Origin of the sequence: Nocardia sp. NPDC051321 (genome assembly GCF_044455225.1) — a bacterium.
Lineage (GTDB): Bacteria > Actinomycetota > Actinomycetes > Mycobacteriales > Mycobacteriaceae > Nocardia.
This window is the reverse complement of record NZ_JBITEM010000017.1, coordinates 69,567-89,990: the sequence shown is the minus strand read 5'-3', so window position 1 is coordinate 89,990 and position 20,424 is coordinate 69,567. Positions and strand designations below refer to the sequence as shown.

The following is a 20,424-nucleotide window of genomic DNA, read 5'->3' as shown; positions in this document are numbered from 1 at the left end:
GATTGCCGCTTTGCCGAATGTTTTTCGGCGTTATCGGCTACTTTGCACGCTATGCATTCACGTTGGGGCGCCGCGTTCGCCATCTCCGTCCTATCGTTGTCCGGCCTGGTCGCGGGCACTGTTCCGGCATCGGCCGGGCCGCCTGTGGTGTCGTGCGGTTTCACGCCGACCGCGCCGGACAATCCGGCCGCCCGTCCGGTGGTGTCGCCGCCGCCGGTCGCGCTGGCCGTCGGCACCATGGATGTGACGTTTCAGTTCAACTATGGCCCGGTGACAGTGCGGCTCAATCGGGGCGGGGCGGCACCGTGCGGGGTGCAGAACATGGCAAGCCTGGTGCTGCAACGCTTTTACGACCAGAGCCAATGCTGGCGGCTGACCGACAGCGCCCGCCTGGGCGTGCTGCAGTGCGGTGACATCGTCGAGGTGGAGAAGGGTGGTCCCGGCTACCAGTTCCCCGACGAGGTCGACGGTACCGAGACCTACGAGCGCGGCACCGTCGCCATGGGCAATCAGGGCCCTGGCACCAACGGCAGCGAATTCTTCATCGTGCACTCGTTCGCGCATATCCCGGCGAACTACTCGGTGCTCGGCCAGGTCGTGAGCGGAATGGATGTGCTCGACCGGATCGTCGCGGCGGGGATCACGCCGACCGAGCGCGGTCCACTCGACGGGCTGCCCGCCGAGCCGGTCGTGATCAACGCTGCCCGTTTGGGGTAGCCCCGCCAAGGCCCCCGAGCAGGTCGAATGTCGCGAGACCCCAGAGTTGGGGGGCGCTGCGGGCCAAACGGTTTCACGTTGCGGTGCGGTAACTTCGTACGGGTGAGTACATCGAAAAGCAGTATGAAGCGTGGCATCGGCAGTGTGGTCTTGGCCGGCGGAGTGGTTGTCGGTGTCTTGGCAGGATCGGGGACGGCGGCCGCGGAAAGCGGGCAGGCCGTCGGCACGTCAGCGATAGCCGACGATGGTTGCACCTTCTCGTCGGTCGGTGGTTCGTGCACTGATCCGGGGCCGGTGGGCGGCGCACTGATCGCCTTCAAGAATTGGCTGAAGACCATGGGATACGGGACCGGAAGCTCATCGGGTACCGCCTACTTCTTCTGACGGTTGTGCCAATGCCCCCGCTCCGGCGGGGGCATCGCCATTCCTGGGTCAACGGGCTGGTTTTGGGGAGGAACAGCGATGCCAGAGATTGCTGAATGGTCGAAGCAACGTCCGTGGGGAGTTCGGGTCGACTGGGGTTTGGCGGGTGCGCGGGCTTTAGGGCCCGATAGCGCGGCCATCGTCGTTGTCGATGTGCTGTCGTTTTCGACGTCGGTCTCGGTGGCTGTCGACGCGGGTACGCGGGTCTTTCCGTATCCGTGGCGCGACAAGACCGCGGCGCAATTCGCGGCCGACCGTGACGCGCGCTTGGCTGTCGGGCGGACCGCCGTGTCCGAGCGGCAGCCGTGGTCGCTGTCACCCGCTGCGCTGCGACGGGCACCTGCCCCGGCACGTCTGGTGTTGCCCTCGCCGAACGGTTCGGCGATTTCCGCCGCCGTCAGCGGAGTACCGGTGCTCGCGGCATGCCTGCGCAACGCGTCCGCGGTTGCTCGCTGGATTGTCCAGCAAGGCTGGGGCACCGCGGAGCGGCCGATCTCCGTAATCGCCGCGGGCGAGCACTGGCCCGGTCAGGACGTCCTGCGGCCCGCGATCGAGGACTGGTTCGGCGCGGCCGCGGTCATCTCGGCCCTCGCCGAGAACGGTGCCGGGCCACTGTCGCCGGAGGCATCGGCGGCCAAAACCACCTATGACGCGACCGCCGACGTGGCCTCGCTGATCACCCAGTGCGCCTCCGGACGCGAACTCGCGGAAATCGGATTCGCCGACGATGTCGCCGTCGCGATCGAAATCGGCGCGGGCGCGGCAGTACCGGTGCTGGTAGACGGCGCTTTTACCGACGCGGCACACTGGAGTGGCGGACAATGATGACCGAAATGTGACGTCGGGCCCGCCGGGGACTTTCCGTCCCGGAGCACGAGTTATACGGGGGGCCGATATGAGGAGGTCATGTGGCACAGGAATACAACAGGAATCCCGCGGCCGTCGCCGCCCTGTCACCTGAGCAGTACCACGTCACCCAGGAGAACGGGACCGAGCGGGCGTTCACGGGTGAGTACTGGGATAATCACGAACCAGGCATCTACGTCGATGTGGTGTCCGGTGAGCCGTTGTTCGCTTCGGTCGACAAGTTCGACAGCGGATCGGGATGGCCGAGTTTCACCAAGCCGATCGACGCCGCGAATGTGGTCGAGAAGCGAGACTTCAGCCACCTGATGATTCGCACCGAGGCGCGTTCGGCGCACGGTGGCAGCCATCTCGGACATGTCTTCACCGACGGACCGCGCGCCGAAGGCGGTCTGCGGTATTGCATCAATTCGGCGGCGCTGCGCTTCATCCACCTCGATGACCTCGAGGCGGAAGGTTATGGGCAGTTCCGGACTCTGTTCACGAAGGAGGACGCGTGACTGACACGCGCAAGGCGATTCTGGCCGGCGGATGTTTCTGGGGCATGGAGGAGTTGATCCGCAGGCAGCCCGGAGTGGTGTCGACGCGGGTCGGCTACACCGGTGGGCGCAACGACCACCCCACCTACCGCAACCATCCCGGCCACGCGGAGGCCGTGGAGATCGTCTACGACCAGGCCGAGACCGACTACCGTGCGCTGCTGGAGTTCTTGTTCCAGATCCACGATCCGACCACGAAGGACCGCCAGGGCAACGACATCGGTAGCAGCTACCGGTCGGCGATCTTCTACCTCGACGAGGAGCAGAAGCGGGTCGCGCTGGACACCATCGCCGACGTGGACGCCTCGGGCCTGTGGCCGGGCAAGGTGGTCACCGAGGTGACGCCGGCCGTTGAGTTCTGGCAGGCCGAGGCCGAGCACCAGGACTACCTGCAGAAGTACCCGGACGGGTACACCTGCCACTTCCCCCGGCCCGGCTGGAAGCTGCCGAAGCGGGAGAACGCCGCGAAGTGAGCCGCTGTGCCCGGCAAAGACGTTCGGGCACAAGGTGACTGAGTAAACTGAAATCCCGCACAACCGACTGCGCCGCCTGATTCAGGGGGCGCAGTCGTCATTCCGCCGGTCCCGTTGAACCGATGACGGTGTAACCACGTGCGTTACCTAAGAGGGAGCGTGGTTGCACCACGCTCAGAAGGTAGGCATGGTGGGACGAACGGAATCCGGGCCGTCGCGGGAGGAACCGGGGCCGAGCCGGGAGTTACGACTGGTCTCCGGCGACGGCTATCCCGACTGGGAGGCCGTCTATCGGGACAACGTCTCCTGGGTGTTCGCACTGATGTTCACCAAGGTCGGGAATCGGCCGGACGCCGAGGATCTGACCGCCGAGGTGTTCATGGCCGCGCTGAAGCCGCTACGGGTGTCGGCGAGCGTTGCCGAGGTGCGCGCGTACCTGCGGGCCACCGCGCGCACCGTGCTCGCCGGATACTGGCGAACGCGGATGGGCCGGGAGATCACCACGATCGAGGACGATATCGTCGATGATCGGCCAGACCTCGAACCCCCGGATCCCGCTACCGCGGTGCGGGCGCGGGCGGTGCTCGACCGGCTGCCGGATCGCTATCGCCGGATTCTGGAGCTACGGTTCCTGCAAGGGCTGTCGGTGCGAGATTCCGCGAATACGTTGGGTGTCAGCGTGGCGAACGCGAAAGTGCTGCAGCATCGAGCGTTACAGATGGCGGCGCGGCCGAGTGCGGGAGGTGGCGAGTGAGCGGACGAGACGTGCGGCGGTACGTCGAGCAGTTGCTGTCCGGGCGCAGTCCGCGCGCGTTCCGGCCCGACGCGGAGGAGGCCGAGCAGATGCGTACGGCCATCGATCTGCGGGCCGCACGGCTCGGCAGCCAGGCACCCAGCGAGGAATTCCTGGCCGATCTGCATCGTCGGCTAGCTACCGAACTCGACGGCGCCGCAACCGAATCCGGCTCCGGCGTAACGACCCCGCGCCGCCGGGTGGTGATCGGGACCTCGGCGGCCGCGGTGGCGGTGGCCGCCGGTGCGGCGATCGACCATGCCGTCGCCGGTCGTGAGCGATCGAACGAGCCTGCGGCACAAGAGACTTTGACGCCGAACAACGGTGCCTGGCACGCGGTCGCGGCCAGCTCCGAGTTCCCCGAGGGCGGCATCATTCACTTCGATGTCGGCACCCTGAGCGGGTTCGTGCGCCGGGTCGACGGCGTGGTGTCGGCCGTGTCCGGGGTGTGCACTCACCAGGGCTGCAAGCTGTGGCTGGACTCCCCCGCCGCCCAGCTCCGCTGCCCATGCCACTCGACCTCGTTCGCCGCCGACGGCCGGGTGCTCACCCATCAGCTGCCGATTTCCCCGGCACCGCTGCCACGCCTGAAGGTGCGTGAAAACAACGGCGCGATAGAGGTTTTCGCGCCGACCGAGCCAGCCTGAGCCGACGGTGTAACCCCGGCCGCTATCTATCGGTGAGGGCCCGCACCGGCGGGCAGACCCACCCCGGATGGAGGACCGGATCGATGAGACGTATCCCAGGCGGCCGACGAGCAATAGTCGTCGTCGCGGCAGCGGTAATGCTGGCGGTCGTGAGTGCCTGCGGCGGCCAAGGCTCGACCAACCCCGCGCCGACCCCCGTATTCGCTTCCGGCACAGAGACTCCCGGCTTCGTTCCGGGCGGCGGCATGCCCGGTGCCATGCCCGGTATGTCGATGCCGCCCCCGACGCAGGGCGCCGCGCCTGCCGGGCCGAACGCCGTGAACATCGATAATTTCGCCTTCGCGCCGGCCGCTCTCACGGTCAAGGCGGGTACCAAGGTCACCTGGGTCAACCACGACGAGGAGCCGCACACCGTCGCCGCCACCGACGGCAGCTTCCATTCGCCGGGAATGGGTGCGGGCGCGACGTATTCGTTCACCTTCGCCAAGGCGGGCACTTTCGCCTATATCTGCTCGATCCATCCGTTCATGAAGGCGACGGTGGTGGTCACGCCATGAGCGACCGGCATCAAGAACACACCGATCCGCGCGACCCGCAGGCGATGACGCGGCGACAGCTCATCCGGCACAGTGCCTGGTTCGGTGCCGCGGTGGGGCTGACCGTGCTCGGTGGCGAGGTCATCTCGCATGTCGCGGGCGCGGCACCGGCTGTGGCGGACGATCGCCCGACCTTGCGCTTCGCCCAGGTCAGCGACAGCCATATCGGGTTCCAGGGCACCGCCAACGCGAATGTCACCGACACCTTCACCGAGGCGATCGGTCAGGTGAATTCGCTGGGGTACCAGCCGGATTTCGTCATCCACACCGGCGATCTCACCCACCTGGCAACCCCGGAACAGTTCGACCAGGTCGCGCAGATGATGCAGAGTTTGAACACGCCGCACGTGTTCACCGTTCCTGGAGAACATGATTCGACCGACGACGCCGGTCAGAAGTACCGTTCGGTGTTCGGCAAAGGTACCCGCGGCGACGGTTGGTACAGCCTCGATATCGCGGGCGTTCACCTGATCGCCCTGGTGAACACGCTGAATCTGCAGACGCTCGGGCATCTGGGGCAGGACCAGTTGGAGTTCGTGCGCAAGGATGTCGCCGGGTTGTCCAGCGACACACCGATCATCGTGTTCAGTCACATTCCGCTGTTCGCGATGTATCCCCAGTGGGGTTGGGGCACCGACGATGCCACCGAGGCGCTGAGCTATCTGCGGCGATTCTCCTCGGTCACCTGCCTCAACGGTCATGTGCACCAGCTGTTCACGAAAACCGAAGGCAATATCACCTTCTACAGCGGCACCACCACCGCCTATCCCCTGCCGAAACCCGGCGACGGGCCGACGCCGAAGCCGGTGACGTTGCCTGCGGGAAAGCTGCATGACGCCTTGGGGATTCGCGAGGTGACCTATCAGAAGGGACAGCAGATGCTGGCGATCAAAGAACAGACGCTGAAATGAGGCGTCTGCTCTCGGCTGATCTGTTCGCTCGCGTGGGGATCAGCGCGAGCCTCGCGGTCAGCGGTTACCTGCACGCGGACCTCTATGCCCGCGGATATCGCTACATCCACCTCATCGGCCCGTCGTTCCTGCTGCAAGCTGCGGCCTCGTTCGCGCTCGCACTGTTACTGCTGGCCGGCCCGTGGACCTTGCGGGTCGCGGCGGGCGGGCTGGCGGTCGGTGCGTTGGGAGCGTTCGTATTGTCTCGCACCACAGGGCTTTTCGGGTTCAGCGAGATAGGTTGGGAGCCGTCGCCGCAGGCCGCACTGAGCGTGGGTGCCGAAATCGTCACCGTGCTCCTGTGCGCGGCATCGCTGCTGATGTACCGGACGCGGCACAATCGCGACGCGACGTCGAAACCTATTGCTTGACAGCGGTATCGGCGACCGAACCATCGCCGGTCGCCGATACCGTTTCCGGCCAGGCCGCTATGGTGACCGCCCGGCCGAAATGGCGGACGAAGAATCGGCCGAGTTGTCGATCCCGGATCCGGACACCTAGCCCAACTCGACCTCGTCGTATCCGACGGTCAGGCTGTGCCGACGCTCGCGCAGCACGTTGCCCTCGCGATGGACGGTCCCCTCGCCGAAGTCGATGCGCAGCTTCGCGCGATGGGCATAGACCTCCCGCACGACCCCACAGATCCCACTGAACGGCCCCTCCGGGAAATGGACCACATCGCCTGGCGCATATTCGGTAAACCCCACCCCGCCACAGTAATCCAACTCGGCGCCCACCCCCTGGTAGCGCCGAGCCGATCGAGGCGAGTCATAAGGTCGCCAAATGATCTTGCACAGCGACCATTTGACTCACGTCAACGGAAGGCAGGCCCGGGTGTGCGTTGACGTGAGTTGAATGGTTGCTGTTGAAGATCGTTAAGCCACCCTTTGACTCACCTCGATGCGGGCGGCGCCGGGGGTTGGTTGGTGCGGGATAGCCAGCGGCGGCGGGGGCTCTTGCGGCGGGGGCTGCGAGGCGGGGTGAGCCAGGTGGGTAATGGTTCTCGTGCGGCGAGCCAGGTCGGCGGTATGCCGGTGCCGGTGCCGGGTGCGGTGCCGGTGCTGGGTGCGGTGCCGGTGCTGGGTGCGGTGCCGGTGTAGGCGGCGACTATGCCGCCGACGATGGCGCTGGTGGTGTCGATGTCGCCGTCCGCCGCGATACAGGTGGTGATCGCGGATGGATAGTCGCCCAGATGGGTTGCCGCGACCCACATTGTGAACGGCACCGTGTCCTGCGCGGTCACTCGAGATCCGTTGCCCAGCTCGGCTGCCGCCTGTTCGGCGGAGGCCCCGAGCAGGGTGCGGGCGTGGCGAATCCGGCGGCTCGTTTCACCGTTGCCGAGATTGTCGAGCACAGCGGTGATGAATTCCGTTGGCGTGGGACGGATCCCGGTCAGTCGCGCTTGTGCCGCTCGACCGGCCGCAAGCGCCACCGCCACCGCACCGGCCACCCCTTCGGGATGCATGTGGGTCACCTGCGCCGACCGAACCGCCTCCGCGACAATCCTTTTCGGATCATCGGCGTAGTAGGCACCCAGCGGGGCAACCCGCATGGCAGCACCGTTGCCGCAGGACCCCTGACCGTCGTACGCGGCCCCCGCCACCTCGCGCCACGGCGCGCCGCCCTGAATCCGGCGCAACGTACTGACTGCGATGAACCCGTAGTCCCGCCCGGGATCGAACCGCCGCGCGAAAGCCGCGGCAAGCCGATCCTGATCGATCGCACCACGCGCACCGAGCTCGGCAACCACCGTGCAGGCCATTTCGGTGTCGTCGGTCCACTCCCACGGCCCCGCCGCGAGATTGCCACCGCGAATATCCTGAATCGACCGCCGCATCACCGGGAACTGCTGACCCAACGAGTCCCCCACCGACAGCCCATCCAGCGAATCGAACATCAATTCACTACGCATCGCCTCCGATCGTAGCGATCGCCGCTACTCGGGATACGACCCCAGGCCGTCGCGCAGTAGATCGAAGGCGCGGTTGGTGGCTCGGACCGCTGCCGGGTAGCGGGCCGCGGCGGACTGACCGTTGGCGAGGTGTTGCTGGTTCATCTTGGCGAGTTCGCGGTGGACCACCATCACCTGGGCTGCGACGAGGCGGGCGGTGACAGGGTCGAAGTCGTTCTCGCGCAATGCGTCTGCCAGTGTGTCGATCCCGCGTGCGATGTAGCGCGTCAGCCTTACCGTCAAACTTTCGGTGCCGGAGATCAATTGGAAGAAGGCCATGGCGTCGGGGTCGTCGTTGAGGCCGGTGTTCGGATCGCGCCGTCGCAACGCCTCGAGCAGCGCTTCGCGCAACGCGTCCAGGGGTGATTGATCGGCCCGGCGCGCAAGGACCGTTCTGGCCGGCTCGTCCTCGTGGTCAGCGATCCGTTGCAGGACAAGGTCTTCCTTCGTCGCGAAGTACGCGAACAGGGTGCGGCGGGAGACTTCCGCCGCTCGCGCGATGTCGGTGATCGAGACCTGGTCGAAGCCTGATTCGAGGAACATGCGGATCGCCGTGGCCGCGATCTGCTCGCGGATACGAACCTTCTTGCGTTCGCGCAGTCCCATCGGTTCGGTCATGGATTCACTCTAGCGCATTAGTAGATTCAGTGTATTGTTGCACTCAGTCTACTAATGGAGATGACATGAAGACAGAAGTGATCGTGGTCGGGGCGGGCCCAACGGGGTTGATGCTGGCGAATGAGCTGACGCTGGCCGGAGTACCGGTGGTCGTGCTGGAGAAGCAGCGCACCCGTAGTAAGCAGTCCAGGGCGGGCGCGCTGCAACCGCGCACCGCGGAGGTGCTCGACCTGCGCGGACTGCTGGATCCGCTGCTCGACGGCGTGCCGCCGGGTGCCGAGTTCGGTGGGCATTTCGCCGGGCTGCCGGTCGAGTTGGATTGCCGGCCGTGGCACACCCGCCATCCGTATCCGGTCCGCATCCCACAGGCCAAGCTCGAGGCGTTCCTCGAACAACGCCTCGTCGACCAAGGCGTTCCGGTGCTGCGCGGATCCGAGGTGTCGGCCATCGAACAGGATTCCGACGGCGTCACGGTCGGAGATATTCGTGGCAGTTATCTAGTCGCGTGCGATGGCGGACACAGCACGGTCCGCAAACTGCTCGGCGTACCGTTTCCCGGGACCGCGGGCACGATGTCCTCGGCGGTCGCGGACCTCACTCTCGCCTCCCGATCGGATACCGTCCCAAGCACTTCCGAACATTTCAGCCGGTACTTCAAGAGCGCCGACGGGTACATGACTATCCTGCACCCCATGGAGGGCGGCCTGTACCGGATGATCTTCGGCAAGGTCACCGGCGAGCGGCCCGATCGCGAAACACCCGTCACCGCGGCGGAAGTCGACGAGGCACTGCAGGCGGTGTACGGACCCGAGACACGTTTGGGCGAATTGCGCGAGGCTTCCCGGTTCAGTGACGCCACCCGGCAGGTGGAACGTTACCGCGAGGGCAGAGTGTTCTTCGCCGGCGACGCGGCCCACATCCACCTGCCGATCGGCGGTCAAGGCGTGAACCTCGGCATCCAGGACGCGGTCAATCTCGGCTGGAAACTCGCTGCGACAGTTAATGGTTGGGCGCCCGAGGGGTTGCTCGACAGCTATCACACCGAGCGCCACCCCGTCGCCGCGCGGGTACTACGCACCACCCGCGCGCAGGGCATGATCGTGAACCCGGACCAGAACGAGGGCGTCGCCGCGGTCCGCGACATGTTCACCGAACTGCTCCAGCTACCCGAAACCAATTACTACGTATCAGGTTTGATGTCGGGTCTCGACACCCAGTACGCCGGGCTCGGCCCACGCGTGATCGACCTCGACCTGACCACCCTGGACGGTCCGACCCGGGTGAGCCAACTGCTGCAGTCCGGCCGCGGCCTGCTGCTTTCGCTCGATGACACACCCAGGTCGATCGACCGCTGGTCCGACCGCGTCGACCACGTCACCGCCAAGGCCGACGATGACACCACCACGGTCCTGATCCGGCCCGACGGGTACATCGCCTGGTCCGCCACCGACGACGAACCACTCGACGCCGCCCTCACCCGCTGGTTCGGCTGAGCATCGCGCTACAGGGTGGGCGGGCCCTGGTTGATGCGGCGCATCACCGGGGCGAGGCGGTGCAGGGCGGCGGTGGTCATGAGCTGGCGTTCGTCCCACCAGGTTGCGCCCGCGTCGGCGTAGGGTGCGATCAGATCACGCGCCTTGGCGGGGTCGCCGGGGCTGATGCCGCCGACTACCACCTCGAAGTGGCTGCCCTGCCGTCCTTTTCGGTGTTCGCCGACGTAGTCGATGAGGTCGCGGAGCTCGTCGATGGGCGGCAGGTTGCCGTGCCCTGCTGTGCTGAACAGGGGGACGACGCCGTCCCAGCGCGCGGCGCGGCGGATCGGCCTGCGGTGCGGCCAGAAGCCGGCGATCCAGACCGGCGGGCGCGGGCGCTGCGTCGAGGCCGGCAGCAGCGCGACATCGTTGACCTGGTAGTGCTTTCCGATGTGGTCGACCCGCTCGCCGGACCAGTAGCGCTGCAACAGGTCAAGGCCCTCATCGAGGCGCTCGGCGAGCAGGACCGGGTCGGTCGGCTCGCCGAAGCTGCCGAATTCGTCCGCGATCGGTCCGCCGAGGCCCGCGCTGAAGATCACCCGCCCGCCGCTGAGCGCGTCCAAGGTCGCCACCTGGCGAGCGAGTTGCTCGGGGCGTCGGCGCGCCACCGGGGTGACCAGGGTGCCCAGCCGCAGGCGGGAGGTCGCCAAGGCCGCCGCGGTGAGCAGCATCCACGGATCGCCGAAAGGCTGACCCTGGCGCTCCTTCTTGTCGTGCACCATATGGTCCCAGATGAACAGTGCGTCCCAGCCTGCCTCTTCCGCCGCGGCGGCGGCCATCGCCACCGTCCTGGCATCGGCAAAGTCCCCGAAATTCGGAATGTTGATCGAGAATCGCATACCGAGATACTGCGGTGCGAGACCGCGACAGGCAAGCGGATCGGATTCTGCGGCAACGATAGTCGCTTGCCTGTCGCGGATTGTTCAGCCGTGCGCGGCCGGTCGATACGGTCTGATCCCGGTTTCTGTCGGTGGCTCATGCCAAGGTGTGCGGGTGACCATCGGCGAGTACCCCACCGACCTCCGACCCGCCGCCGCGCCGTGGCCGGTGGTCGACACCGATCTGCTCGCCGCGAAGGAGCTCGTCTATGAGCCCTGCGGTTTCGCCTGCTCGGATCCGGTGCCCGAAGCCGAGAGCGCCGCGTATGCCGCCCACTCGTTCACCGTCGACGGCCGCTCGGTTCGGTTTCGTGCGGCCAAGACGACGCCGACCAAGGTTGGTCAGTTCGTCACCGTGTGGAAGCGGTCTGCGGGCGGGCCCATCGAGCCCTTCGACGTTGCCGACCCGATCGATCTCTTCGTCATCAGCACCAGCGATCGGGATCGATTGGGCCAGTTCGTCTTTCCCGTTGACGCGCTTCGGGAACGCGGAGTGCTGGCGGTGGATGGTCACGGCGGCAAGCGGGCATTCCGCGTCTATCCGCCGTGGGTGATTACCACCAACCGCCAGGCCGCCAGTTCGCAAGCCTGGCAACTGGATTATTTCCTGCACGTTCCGCGCGACGGGCCGCTCGACACCGCGCGCGCCCGAATGCTCTACCGGCAGTAGGTGATCCGCTCGACTACCAGGGCAGGACACCGGCGGCGTCGAAGTAACCGCCGGTGGGGCCGTCGGGTGTCAGCTGGGCCATCCGGACGATGATCTCCGCGCCCTCCTCGACGGTCTGCGTTCCCGTGTGCCCGTTCAGGTCGGTCGCGGTGTAGCCGGGCTCTACCGCGTTGATTCGCATGCCAGGGAACGCCTTCGCGTATTGGACGGTGATCATGTTGACCGCGGCCTTCGACGCGGGATAGGCGACCCCCATATAGGCATACGTGGGTGTGTCCGGGGTGGTGACGCGGGTCAGTGAGGCCAGGCCGCTGCTGACGTTCACCACCACCGGCGCGGCGGATCGGAGCAGCAGCGGGAGGAAGGCGTGGGTCACGCGGATCACGCCGAAGACGTTGGTGTCGAAGATCGGCCGCATGAGGTCGGCCGTGACGGCCGCCGCGCCGATCACGGCGCTGTCCCGAGATTGTCCTTCGAAGCCCGAGATGCCCGCGTTGTTGATCAGCACATCCAGCCCGCCGTCCGCCTCGATGGTTTTCACCGCGGCCGCGACGGACGTGTCGTCGGTGACGTCGAGGACGACCGCCCGCGCACCGAGCTGCTCGGCGGCACGTTCGCCGCGTGCGGCGTCCCTGCTGCCGACATAGATGGTGTGGCCTGCCGCGACGAGTCGGCGGGCGGTCTCGAAGCCGAGTCCCTTGTTCGCTCCGGTGATCAGTGTCGTTGTCATGTCTCCAGCCTCACGCCGGCCAGGGCTGCCAGCCAGTCGTCTGGTCTTCCTGGGACTGCCGATACCAGGCACGTGGAACGTTCGACGGGCAGACTGAGAACCATGGCAACAGCGGAATTCGGGAAGGCGGTGCGCCGCTGGCGCGACCGGGTCGCGCCCGACGCCGCCGGGCTGCCCGCCGGTGGGCATCGACGCGCTCCGGGGCTGCGCCGGGAGGAATTGGCGTTGCTGTCCGGCATCTCCGTCGATTATGTGACCCGCCTCGAGCAGGGCCGCGCGTCCAATCCGTCAGCTCAGGTCGTCGACGCACTGGCCAGAGCCCTGCGGTTGGCCACGGTCGAACGCGCGCATCTGTTCCGGCTGGCGGGGTTGGCACTGCCGGACCCGGATACCGTTCCCGGCTACATCACCTCCAGCGTGCAACGCGTGCTGGACAGGCTGACCGGGACACCGGTTGCCGTGTACGACGCGTCCTGGACACTGCTGCAATTCAATCAACCGTATGCGGCGTTGATGGGCGATCCACCCGGACCACATGACCCCGACCGCAATGGGGCGTGGCGGCATTTCGCGGGCCGCGGCATTCCGTCCCGTCGCACCCCGGAGGCCACCCGCGCACACGAAATATCACTGGTCTCCGACCTGCGCGCGGCCGCGGCCCAGTATCCAGCCGACCAGCGCCTGCGCAAGCTCATCGCGGACTTGCGTGCCAAGAGTGTCCGATTCGCCGACCTGTGGGACTCCGGCGCGGTCAGCCGCCGCGAGGCCGCGCAGAAGACGATCGATCATCCGCGAGTAGGTCCGCTGACGATGGATTGCGACGTCCTCACGGTGGCAGGCAGCGATCTGCGCATCATGATCTACACGGCCGAACCGGGCACCGAGGACGCCGAACGCCTCGCACTACTGACCGTGCTCGGTACTCAGACGCTGAGTGGATAAGCGAACGCTATTTCTCTGGCAGGGTTGGCTTTCCGACAGACTTCGCGAACGGTACGGCAGTACTGGATCTGATGCCATAGGTCGCCGGGCTCAGCCGCGGGGGCGAGCAGCGCGCAAACGGATGCCGCTGAAACCCAGTGAGCTGGCTGTCGTGGCGTCCCAGAAATCCCAGAGGTTCGGCAGAATTCGGAGCTGAATTCCGGCGTGCTCATGCAGTTTCAGCAGGTCGCCGACCTTGTGTGGCGGCGCGATGGGCGCGACGGGCACCGTTGCGACGCAGGCATGCGGTACCGGGTCGCCGAAGGGACGGAAGGGCGCCGCGGGTAAGCGGTACGCGTACAACGTGACACTGCGCAGCATGTCGAACCAGCCGTACTCGATGGCATGGACGCGCTCGCCGCCGCCGCGCCCGATGATGGCGTCGCGATCGGCGGCGGTCGTTTCGCCGGTGACCCACGCCATGGCGCGCGGGCAGGCGCGCGGGAACCAGTAGTCGGGCGATCGGTCCCGGTCCACTGCCCACACGTAAGCCTCGGGCTGCCGGGCGGTCGGCGCGGTATGCGGGACGAAACGGTCGATGGTCGGGTCCTCGGAGAAGTGCAGAACCTCGCCCGGCTCGGGGTACATGAGACTTCGCTACCACACTTCGGACCGGTCGGCGCGAAAATCGAACCGGTCCAATGCCTTACCGGCGGGGCGCATCGACCGGCGTGGCGGACCGAAACACTGGCGCGGCGTGGCGCGATGGGGACGGTATGGGTACCGACCTCACATGCGGTGAGCGGCGGCAAGCCGTACGACGGCTGGTCGCCGTGTGTCATCTGATGAATCAGCTTGTCGACCTGGCCGAAGGTGGGTCGTCGGAGTCGTTGATCGCGCAGGCGCACACCACCCGTCGACTACTCCAGGATCTCGTGCTCGACATGGTCGCCGTCACTTACACCCGTCCCTGAACGACCCCGCTTGAACGTGTCGCCGATATTGCTTCGGCGCGCCGACAATCCAGACGGGGGACCAGACCGAACGTAGATGTGTAGGCATCGACGTTTCGGAATGAGGTCGCCATGGGCACGCCCGCACGTTTGGTCCATCCCTGTCATCGACGCTCCAGCGCACGATCGACAACCGGCGAACGGCCGTCGTCGTGAACCGCACTCCGCCGAAGCGCACCGATGGTTTCGCGTTCAACAAGATGCCCGCGGCGAGATCGGTTGCGCAGCAATCCATGACCGCGCGTCCCGCCCTGGGATTCGCGCGGCGTTTGCGGTGCCGCGATGACACCGTGCGGCTATCATTTAGTTAATCGTTCGGGGTACCGGGGGTCGGGTGGTAGCCGAGAGCGGCTCGGCGAGTCATGACAAGGCAGGGGTTGAGTGGCCACGATCGCGCAACTGAGGGCAATTCTCGCGGTGCTGCATATCGATCCAGGCGACGCCGACGCCCCCGCGCACAACGACACCGCGGTCGAACGCGCCAAACTGGCCGCGTTACTGCAGCGCGTTTTCAGCAGCGAGCTACGCAGCGCGGTCACCAACGCGCCGGATCAGAACGAGCTGGCGCGGCGCTGGACCGCGGCGAGCACCCAGCCCGCGCTGGACGGCGAAAACGCCACCGAACAGGCGCATTTCGACGCGCACTGGCTACACAACCGGATCGACGCGCTGGCCCCGCGAGACACCTCCGACCAGGCACCGGTGCTGCTCGACGCCGCGGCGCGCGCCGCCGAGGCCGCGCAGGTGCTGCTCTCGCTGAGCAGCGGCAACCCGCACGGCGACGGCACCGAATCGCTCTGGCAGACCGCACTCGACGACCTGGCGTCCGCGTTTCACCTGATCAACGACGAACACAACGCGATCACCCAGCCCATCGAGTAGCTCAGCTCCGGCCGACCTTGCTGTGGTTGAGCCGGAATTTGAACAGCGCGACCAGTCCGCCCGCCACGCCGACAGCTATCAGGATCAGACACGGCTTGACGATGTCGCCGAACCCGGCACCGTGCAGGATGACGTCCTGATATCCCTTCAACGCCCAGTACTGCGGCGTGTACGGCGACAACGCGCGCGCCCAGGCGGGCAATGTGTCGCGCGGGGTGATCGTGCCCGCGAGCCCGCCGATGGCCAGCGAACCCACCTGCGCCATGATCGCCAGCTGATCGATGCTGCGGCACAACGACACCAGGGCGATACCGAATCCCCACGTCGCCACCGCCAGCGAGGCGGTGAGTGGGACAAGCAGCCACGTCGACCCCTTGCTGTGCAGGTCCCACAGCGTGAACGCGATCACCCAGAGAAAGGTGAGCTGAAAGACCGAGAACAGTACCGACGGGAACGACTTCCCGACGATGATCTCCACGGCGCGCACCGGCGCGGCCCGCAGCCGATCCCAGGTTCCCCACTCGTGTTCGCGGAAGAACGAGGCACCGAGCAGGGTGGTGATGAAGAACGCGAACAGCACGATGGTGCCCGGCCCGGACTGTTCGATGCCGGTGGCATCGAAATAGCCGGTCAGGCGCAGCTGCGCCCGGTTCGCCGGCGTCAGGAACGCCATCATGCCGATGGGCAGCACCATCATCACGATCAGCTGGGCCGGATCGGAGCGAATGCGGCGCAGGTCCGCCCAGGACAACGCGCGTACTCGATCGACGGCAGAGTCATGCAACAGCATCTCGGATCCCTTCCACGGGCAGATCGTCCGCGTCGTGCGCCGCGCGCATGATCGCCAGGTACGCGTTCTCCAGGTTCGGGTGATGGATCTCCGCGGCAAGCAGCTGGTCGGTATCGGTGTCCAGGGTGGCGAACAGTTGCGCGAGCAGCTGTCCCGGCGCGTTGGTGGGAATGTTCAAGCGCTTCGACTCCAGCACCACGGCGCCGGGCGCGGCGAGGAACCCGCCGAGGCTCGCGGGGATGGCGGCCGAGAATTCCAGGCTCACCGCGGATTGCGCGTACTGCTCCACCAGATCCGAGGCACTGCCCTGGGCCAGGATCTTGCCTTGGTGCAGCACGACCACCCGCGCGTCGAGCACCTCGAGTTCGGGCAGATAGTGCGTCGCGTAGACCACCGCGGCACCCTGATCGGCCAGATTGCGGACCTCGACGAGCAGGTCCTGGCGAGCCGAGACGTCGGCGCCGACGGTCGGCTCGTCGAGCCAGAGCACGTCCGGCTCGTGCAGCAACGCCATCGCCGTGTGCAGCCTGCGCTGCTGACCGCCGGAGAGCTGGTGCGCGCGGGTCTTCAGGAACGCCGTGACACCGAGCCGCTCGCCGACCTCGCCGATGCGCGCGGTCAGGTCTTTGCGCCCGACACCCATCAGCCTGCCGAAGAAGATCAGGTTCTCCTCGGCGGTGAGCGTGGGATACACGCCGAGTTCCTGCGGTGCGAAGCCGAGCTTGCGACGCGCCTGGCGCGGGTTGCCGGTGATGTCGATGCCGTCGATGCGCACCGTGCCGGAATCGGCCGGTGTCAGGCCTGCGACGATCGACGCCGTCGTGGTCTTGCCCGCACCGTTGGGGCCGAGCAGCCCGACGATCTCGCCCGGCTGCACGGTCAGATCGATCCCGGTGAGGACCTGTTTCTTACCGTACGACTTGTTCAGGTCGGCGATCTCCAGCATCGCGCACCTCCTCACTCAGAATTGGCCATGGGGCGCCCCATCCGGCGGCGCCGAGTACTGAAACTTCCCCGGGTACAGCGGCTTCCGAGGAGAACGCACTGACGATGTCGGCGGCGACCGGCGCGATGGGGTTGCTCACGGCACGTCCGCCCGGCGTATTCGTCAGGTCGGTCCACAGCCGCGGTGGACGCACCACCACGACGTTCCATGGGTGGTGTCGCGCAACGTATTCCGCGAGACCCTCGACGGCCGCCTTGGCCGCCGCGTAGTGCGGCCACCAGCGGGGCGGCGCGAGCACCGCCTCGGAGGAGATCATCACCACCGTCGCGCCTTTGCGCAGCCGGGGCACGCACACCGACAGCGGGGCGAAGACCAGACGGGTGCTCGCCGCCATGAACTGCGCGGCGGTCTCGACCGCGTCCGGTGCCAGCGGCAGGGTCGGAATCGCCGGTGCGGCAAGCAGAACCACGCCATCGAGCTGACCTTCCGGCAGCGCGGCTCCCAATGCCCAGCCGTCGCTGGCGTCGGCGAGTACCGGCCACAGGCGATCGCGATAGGCATGCGAGGCCGACGCGAGCACCTCGGGTGCCCGGGTGCAGCTCACCAGCACCCGCGCGCCCTGGCTCGCCAAACCCAGTGATACCGCGGCGCCTAAGCCGCGACTGCCGCCGACGACCAGAATGGTGCGTCCGGCCAGCGCGTCCGAGGGTGGCAGGACAGCGGCGAGTTCCGCTGGATCCGGCCCGGGTACCGACTCTCTGATCAAACTCTGCACCGTGACGTCGGCGCTCGCACCGCAGCGCATACCGGCACGCAAGGTGACGAGGCCGGACCGCCGGTCGACCTCGGGTTCGCTGGTCTCGAATTCCACTGCGCCGGAGCCTGATCCGTGCAGCACGACGGTGCACGCGACGAGCAACGCATCCCGGCCGGGTGTGCACATCCCGGTCCAATAGCTTGCCCAACCGAGGACTGCGGCAACATGTTCGGGGACACGTCCGCCGATGACCCGCGATACCAGACCCGCGATCAGTGGATAGTCCACCGAGTAGGACCCGCTCTCCTGGCCGGGTGCCTGCGCGGAATCCCCGGCCAGATCCGCCAATCCGAGCACCCGAGGGGCGTCCCGGCGCGGCTGGTCCTCGGCGGCGGGACCGCACCACGGCAGCACCGATCCGAGCCTGCACCGAATGCCGACCACCTCGATACCGCCGAAGCTGACCCGGCCGCGAGCCTCGCTCTCCGACACGGTCCAGTCGACCTCGTAGCGCCGGCCCGGAATCGTGGGCTGGCGGAACGTCGCCCGGATTTCGCGCACCGCCATCGGATCGGTCGTCTCGGCCAGCGCCGCCAGCGCGAGGGTGACCACCAGCGCACCGTGCGCCACCGGCCTGCCATACGGCGATCGATGGCCGAAGTCGTTGTCCACGTGCAACGGGTTGCGGTCGCCGACCGCGGCGGCGTAGGTCGCCACATCCGTATCGGTAACCCGGAAGACCCGGGAATTCATGACACCCGCTCCTGCCGTGCGGCCGCAACGGCGGCGGCGATCTCGGCCAGCGACGGTTCCGAGGTGAGCGTGCTCTCCGGAAGTTCCACCGCGAACGCACGTTCCACCGCGTAGACGAGGCGCACCTGGGCGAGTGAGTCCCAGGTGTCCATGTCGCCGCGGACGGTGTCGGGGCCGTGCGCGGCCGGCTCCCCGACCACCTCGGCGAACAGCTCTAGCAGCTGCTCCATCACATCAGTAGCCATGTTGCCTCTGCGCCTCTCGCACATGCGGGCTGCGCGCGAGCGCGCCGCCCGAAAGGTCGTATCCGAATACCGACCCCTGTTCGGACTCCGCGTCGAGCGCGAATCCGTGCCCGGGGTACAGATCGCGCACCAGCGCGTTGCGGGCGGTCGGGATGTACCGGCCCACCAATCGCGAACTACCCTGTGCCAGCGCCCATTCCGCGGCGGCGGCCAGGAGATTGTTTTCCGCGTTCCTGCCGATGACCCGACAGCTGAGCAGCAGGGTATCGATCTCGACGGTGTCGCCGCCGATAGCCTCGGCGAGTAGCACGCCGACGATGCCGTGGTCGGCGAATCGGTCCCGCAGGCGCAGGGTGGCCGCGAACCACTGCGGGTCCTCGGCCATCTTCCTGACCTGGGTCTGGGTGTGCCTGCGGGTGGTCAGGTTGAACTGGTTGGTCTTGGCGATCAACTGCGCGGCACGATCGAGGGTGGTGCTGTTGATCGGCTCGATCGTGGCCACCATCTCCAGGCCCGCGAGGAACTCGTCGAGGTTGTCCGTCACGGTCCGTTCGGCGGCGGCGAGCGCCTGGTACGAGCGTTGCCTGGTGAAGTCCTCGCTGGACAGCGAGCCCGGATGCAGCCAGGGCAGCGCCGCGAGTTCGGTGGCGAATCTCGCGGGCGACGCGGGCAGGCACAACGCGCGCACCTCCGGGCGCGCGGCAACCACCTGCGCGCATTCGGCCGGGTTGTCGTCCACGAAGGCAAAGCTGTTCAAACCGAGCCGGATCTTGTCCGAAATTTCTTGGAGCTGTTCGGATTTGGGTCGCCAGTCGGCGACGATGTGGGTGAAGTCCTCGACCCGCAGCACCATCCCCGGCGCCTCGCCGATGGCGCGCAGCGCCAGGTCGCGATCGTTCTTGCTGGCCACCGCGAGCAGCACGCCGCGTTCGGTCAGCGCGCGCAGGTAGCGCTGGAAGTCGGCGAACGCCTCGCCGTCCGGGCCGGTGCCGACCCGAATGCCGTCGATGCCGTCGTCGCCGAGGACGCCACCCCACAGGGTGCCGTCGAGGTCGACGACGACGCAGCGCGCGCAGCGGCCGCGGTCGGCGGCGATCGTGTCGGCGATGGCGGCGGCCAGCCACGGCAGGCTGTCCGGCGCGTACGGCTGACGCACCCGGTACCAGCTGCGCGGGTCCTCCCACTGCCGCAGGCCGACCTGGGCGGCAAGCTGCTCGACGTCGACGAAAAGCACTCGGCCTGCGGCCTGTTCGGCGAGGCGCGCATTGATCTCACGGACGCGATACGACAGCGATTGCGGCGCGCGCCAGGCCGCCGGACCGTAGGCGTCCACCGCGGGGGGTGCGAAACCGAGTTGGACGACCCGCACGCCGGTGCGCGCGGCCGCGTCCCAGAGCCCGACCCAGCGGTTGACGGTCTCGTCCACCGTGCCGGTGACGTCGTGATGGGTACCGGCCAGCACCACGTAATCGCCTTCCCGGAACGGTGTTTGTGGCGCGAGCAGCACCTGCTCGACCTGGCCGAACGGGAATTCCAGCAGCTCGGGGATCAGTCCGGCGCGCGCACCGGCCAGCGGCAGCAGCTCGGCGAGGAAGTCGGTGGTGTAGGTGGCCAGCAGCGCCATCCGCACCGCGACGCCGGGCAGGACGGGTTCGCGCGCAAGCGTTTTCGCTCGCTGCGTCCACGCCAGGTAACCGTCGGCGGGGGAAAGTTCTACTGCCACATCGGTTGTCATG

General features: G+C 67.2%; 26 protein-coding genes. 15 read left to right on the top strand and 11 right to left on the bottom strand.

Going from position 1 to position 20,424, the window contains the following annotated elements; translation table 11 throughout:
- Positions 1-51 precede the first annotated feature (51 nt).
- The 10 genes from ACIA8C_RS35135 (at position 52) to ACIA8C_RS35090 (ending at position 6,373) form a co-directional block, all read left to right on the top strand.
- On the top strand, positions 52-717 hold the full coding sequence (locus ACIA8C_RS35135) for a peptidylprolyl isomerase (RefSeq protein ID WP_397142313.1): 666 nt from the start codon (positions 52-54) through the stop codon (positions 715-717).
- A 102-nt stretch (positions 718-819) separates the two neighbouring features.
- Entirely contained in the window at positions 820-1,101 is a 282-nt protein-coding gene (locus ACIA8C_RS35130) for a hypothetical protein (protein WP_397142311.1), read from the top strand.
- A gap of 78 nt (positions 1,102-1,179) precedes the next feature.
- A complete protein-coding gene (locus tag ACIA8C_RS35125; RefSeq protein WP_397142309.1) occupies positions 1,180-1,965 on the top strand; it encodes a 2-phosphosulfolactate phosphatase in 786 nt (261 codons plus the stop codon).
- Between the two features lie 83 nt (positions 1,966-2,048).
- The gene (gene msrB, locus ACIA8C_RS35120; protein ID WP_379285964.1) at positions 2,049-2,504 is read left to right on the top strand and encodes a peptide-methionine (R)-S-oxide reductase MsrB; all 456 of its coding nucleotides are present in this window, start codon (positions 2,049-2,051) and stop codon (positions 2,502-2,504) included.
- Positions 2,505-2,548: 44 nt separating this feature from the next.
- Positions 2,549-3,016: a peptide-methionine (S)-S-oxide reductase MsrA gene (gene msrA, locus ACIA8C_RS35115; RefSeq protein WP_397142580.1), complete on the top strand. Its 468-nt coding sequence runs from the start codon at positions 2,549-2,551 to the stop codon at positions 3,014-3,016.
- A gap of 187 nt (positions 3,017-3,203) precedes the next feature.
- Positions 3,204-3,770: an RNA polymerase sigma factor gene (locus tag ACIA8C_RS35110; RefSeq protein ID WP_397142307.1), complete on the top strand. Its 567-nt coding sequence runs from the start codon at positions 3,204-3,206 to the stop codon at positions 3,768-3,770.
- Complete coding sequence (locus ACIA8C_RS35105; RefSeq protein ID WP_397142305.1) at positions 3,767-4,456, top strand: Rieske (2Fe-2S) protein; 690 nt, start codon at positions 3,767-3,769, stop codon at positions 4,454-4,456. Before ACIA8C_RS35110 ends, ACIA8C_RS35105 begins: the two co-directional genes overlap by 4 nt.
- A 137-nt stretch (positions 4,457-4,593) precedes the next feature.
- Positions 4,594-5,013, top strand: a complete 420-nt coding sequence (locus tag ACIA8C_RS35100) for a cupredoxin family copper-binding protein (RefSeq protein ID WP_397142578.1) — start codon at positions 4,594-4,596, stop codon at positions 5,011-5,013.
- Positions 5,010-5,963 carry a metallophosphoesterase family protein gene (locus ACIA8C_RS35095; RefSeq protein ID WP_397142303.1) on the top strand — a complete coding sequence of 318 codons (954 nt, stop codon included), beginning with the start codon at positions 5,010-5,012 and terminating at the stop codon, positions 5,961-5,963. The genes ACIA8C_RS35100 and ACIA8C_RS35095 overlap by 4 nt, the downstream gene beginning before the upstream one ends.
- Positions 5,960-6,373, top strand: a complete 414-nt coding sequence (locus tag ACIA8C_RS35090) for a hypothetical protein (RefSeq protein WP_397142301.1) — start codon at positions 5,960-5,962, stop codon at positions 6,371-6,373. Before ACIA8C_RS35095 ends, ACIA8C_RS35090 begins: the two co-directional genes overlap by 4 nt.
- 126 nt (positions 6,374-6,499) lie before the next feature.
- On the opposite strand, the gene ACIA8C_RS35085 is transcribed toward ACIA8C_RS35090, so the two are convergent.
- From ACIA8C_RS35085 to ACIA8C_RS35075, 3 genes are all read right to left on the bottom strand, one after another.
- A complete protein-coding gene (locus ACIA8C_RS35085) occupies positions 6,500-6,709 on the bottom strand; it encodes a hypothetical protein (RefSeq protein WP_397142299.1) in 210 nt (69 codons plus the stop codon).
- Positions 6,710-6,894: 185 nt separating this feature from the next.
- Entirely contained in the window at positions 6,895-7,914 is a 1,020-nt protein-coding gene (locus ACIA8C_RS35080) for an ADP-ribosylglycohydrolase family protein (protein ID WP_397142297.1), read from the bottom strand.
- Between the two features lie 24 nt (positions 7,915-7,938).
- Positions 7,939-8,571: a TetR/AcrR family transcriptional regulator gene (locus ACIA8C_RS35075; protein WP_397142295.1), complete on the bottom strand. Its 633-nt coding sequence runs from the start codon at positions 8,569-8,571 to the stop codon at positions 7,939-7,941.
- Positions 8,572-8,636: 65 nt separating this feature from the next.
- Between ACIA8C_RS35075 and ACIA8C_RS35070 the strand changes: the two genes are divergently transcribed.
- Entirely contained in the window at positions 8,637-10,064 is a 1,428-nt protein-coding gene (locus ACIA8C_RS35070) for an FAD-dependent monooxygenase (protein WP_397142293.1), read from the top strand.
- An 8-nt stretch (positions 10,065-10,072) separates the two neighbouring features.
- Here the strand turns inward: ACIA8C_RS35070 and ACIA8C_RS35065 are convergent, their stop codons facing one another.
- Positions 10,073-10,942, bottom strand: coding sequence for an LLM class flavin-dependent oxidoreductase (locus ACIA8C_RS35065; RefSeq protein WP_397142291.1), 870 nt, complete (start codon positions 10,940-10,942; stop codon positions 10,073-10,075).
- A 154-nt stretch (positions 10,943-11,096) separates the two neighbouring features.
- On the opposite strand from ACIA8C_RS35065, the gene ACIA8C_RS35060 reads away from it, so the two are divergent.
- Complete coding sequence (locus tag ACIA8C_RS35060; RefSeq protein WP_397142290.1) at positions 11,097-11,651, top strand: MepB family protein; 555 nt, start codon at positions 11,097-11,099, stop codon at positions 11,649-11,651.
- Between the two features lie 13 nt (positions 11,652-11,664).
- Here the strand turns inward: ACIA8C_RS35060 and ACIA8C_RS35055 are convergent, their stop codons facing one another.
- Positions 11,665-12,381 carry an SDR family oxidoreductase gene (locus ACIA8C_RS35055; RefSeq protein WP_397142288.1) on the bottom strand — a complete coding sequence of 239 codons (717 nt, stop codon included), beginning with the start codon at positions 12,379-12,381 and terminating at the stop codon, positions 11,665-11,667.
- Between the two features lie 102 nt (positions 12,382-12,483).
- Between ACIA8C_RS35055 and ACIA8C_RS35050 the strand changes: the two genes are divergently transcribed.
- Positions 12,484-13,323: a helix-turn-helix transcriptional regulator gene (locus ACIA8C_RS35050; protein ID WP_397142286.1), complete on the top strand. Its 840-nt coding sequence runs from the start codon at positions 12,484-12,486 to the stop codon at positions 13,321-13,323.
- Positions 13,324-13,413: 90 nt separating this feature from the next.
- Here the strand turns inward: ACIA8C_RS35050 and ACIA8C_RS35045 are convergent, their stop codons facing one another.
- Positions 13,414-13,950, bottom strand: coding sequence for a DUF6886 family protein (locus ACIA8C_RS35045; RefSeq protein WP_397142284.1), 537 nt, complete (start codon positions 13,948-13,950; stop codon positions 13,414-13,416).
- A 128-nt stretch (positions 13,951-14,078) separates the two neighbouring features.
- Between ACIA8C_RS35045 and ACIA8C_RS35040 the strand changes: the two genes are divergently transcribed.
- Together ACIA8C_RS35040 and ACIA8C_RS35035 are read left to right on the top strand one after the other, a co-directional pair.
- Entirely contained in the window at positions 14,079-14,276 is a 198-nt protein-coding gene (locus ACIA8C_RS35040) for a hypothetical protein (protein ID WP_397142282.1), read from the top strand.
- Positions 14,277-14,696: 420 nt separating this feature from the next.
- Complete coding sequence (locus ACIA8C_RS35035) at positions 14,697-15,197, top strand: hypothetical protein (RefSeq protein WP_379285997.1); 501 nt, start codon at positions 14,697-14,699, stop codon at positions 15,195-15,197.
- A 1-nt stretch (position 15,198) separates the two neighbouring features.
- Here the strand turns inward: ACIA8C_RS35035 and ACIA8C_RS35030 are convergent, their stop codons facing one another.
- From ACIA8C_RS35030 to ACIA8C_RS35010, 5 genes are read right to left on the bottom strand one after another with little or no spacing between them, the layout of a single operon-like run.
- Positions 15,199-15,987: an ABC transporter permease gene (locus ACIA8C_RS35030; protein WP_397142280.1), complete on the bottom strand. Its 789-nt coding sequence runs from the start codon at positions 15,985-15,987 to the stop codon at positions 15,199-15,201.
- Complete coding sequence (locus ACIA8C_RS35025) at positions 15,974-16,933, bottom strand: ABC transporter ATP-binding protein (RefSeq protein ID WP_397142278.1); 960 nt, start codon at positions 16,931-16,933, stop codon at positions 15,974-15,976. The genes ACIA8C_RS35030 and ACIA8C_RS35025 overlap by 14 nt, the downstream gene beginning before the upstream one ends.
- Positions 16,896-18,443, bottom strand: coding sequence for an SDR family NAD(P)-dependent oxidoreductase (locus tag ACIA8C_RS35020; RefSeq protein WP_397142276.1), 1,548 nt, complete (start codon positions 18,441-18,443; stop codon positions 16,896-16,898). Before ACIA8C_RS35020 ends, ACIA8C_RS35025 begins: the two co-directional genes overlap by 38 nt.
- Positions 18,440-18,688 carry an acyl carrier protein gene (locus ACIA8C_RS35015; RefSeq protein ID WP_357384295.1) on the bottom strand — a complete coding sequence of 83 codons (249 nt, stop codon included), beginning with the start codon at positions 18,686-18,688 and terminating at the stop codon, positions 18,440-18,442. The genes ACIA8C_RS35020 and ACIA8C_RS35015 overlap by 4 nt, the downstream gene beginning before the upstream one ends.
- Positions 18,678-20,423 carry an HAD-IIIC family phosphatase gene (locus ACIA8C_RS35010; RefSeq protein ID WP_397142273.1) on the bottom strand — a complete coding sequence of 582 codons (1,746 nt, stop codon included), beginning with the start codon at positions 20,421-20,423 and terminating at the stop codon, positions 18,678-18,680. Before ACIA8C_RS35010 ends, ACIA8C_RS35015 begins: the two co-directional genes overlap by 11 nt.
- Position 20,424 lies beyond the last annotated feature (1 nt).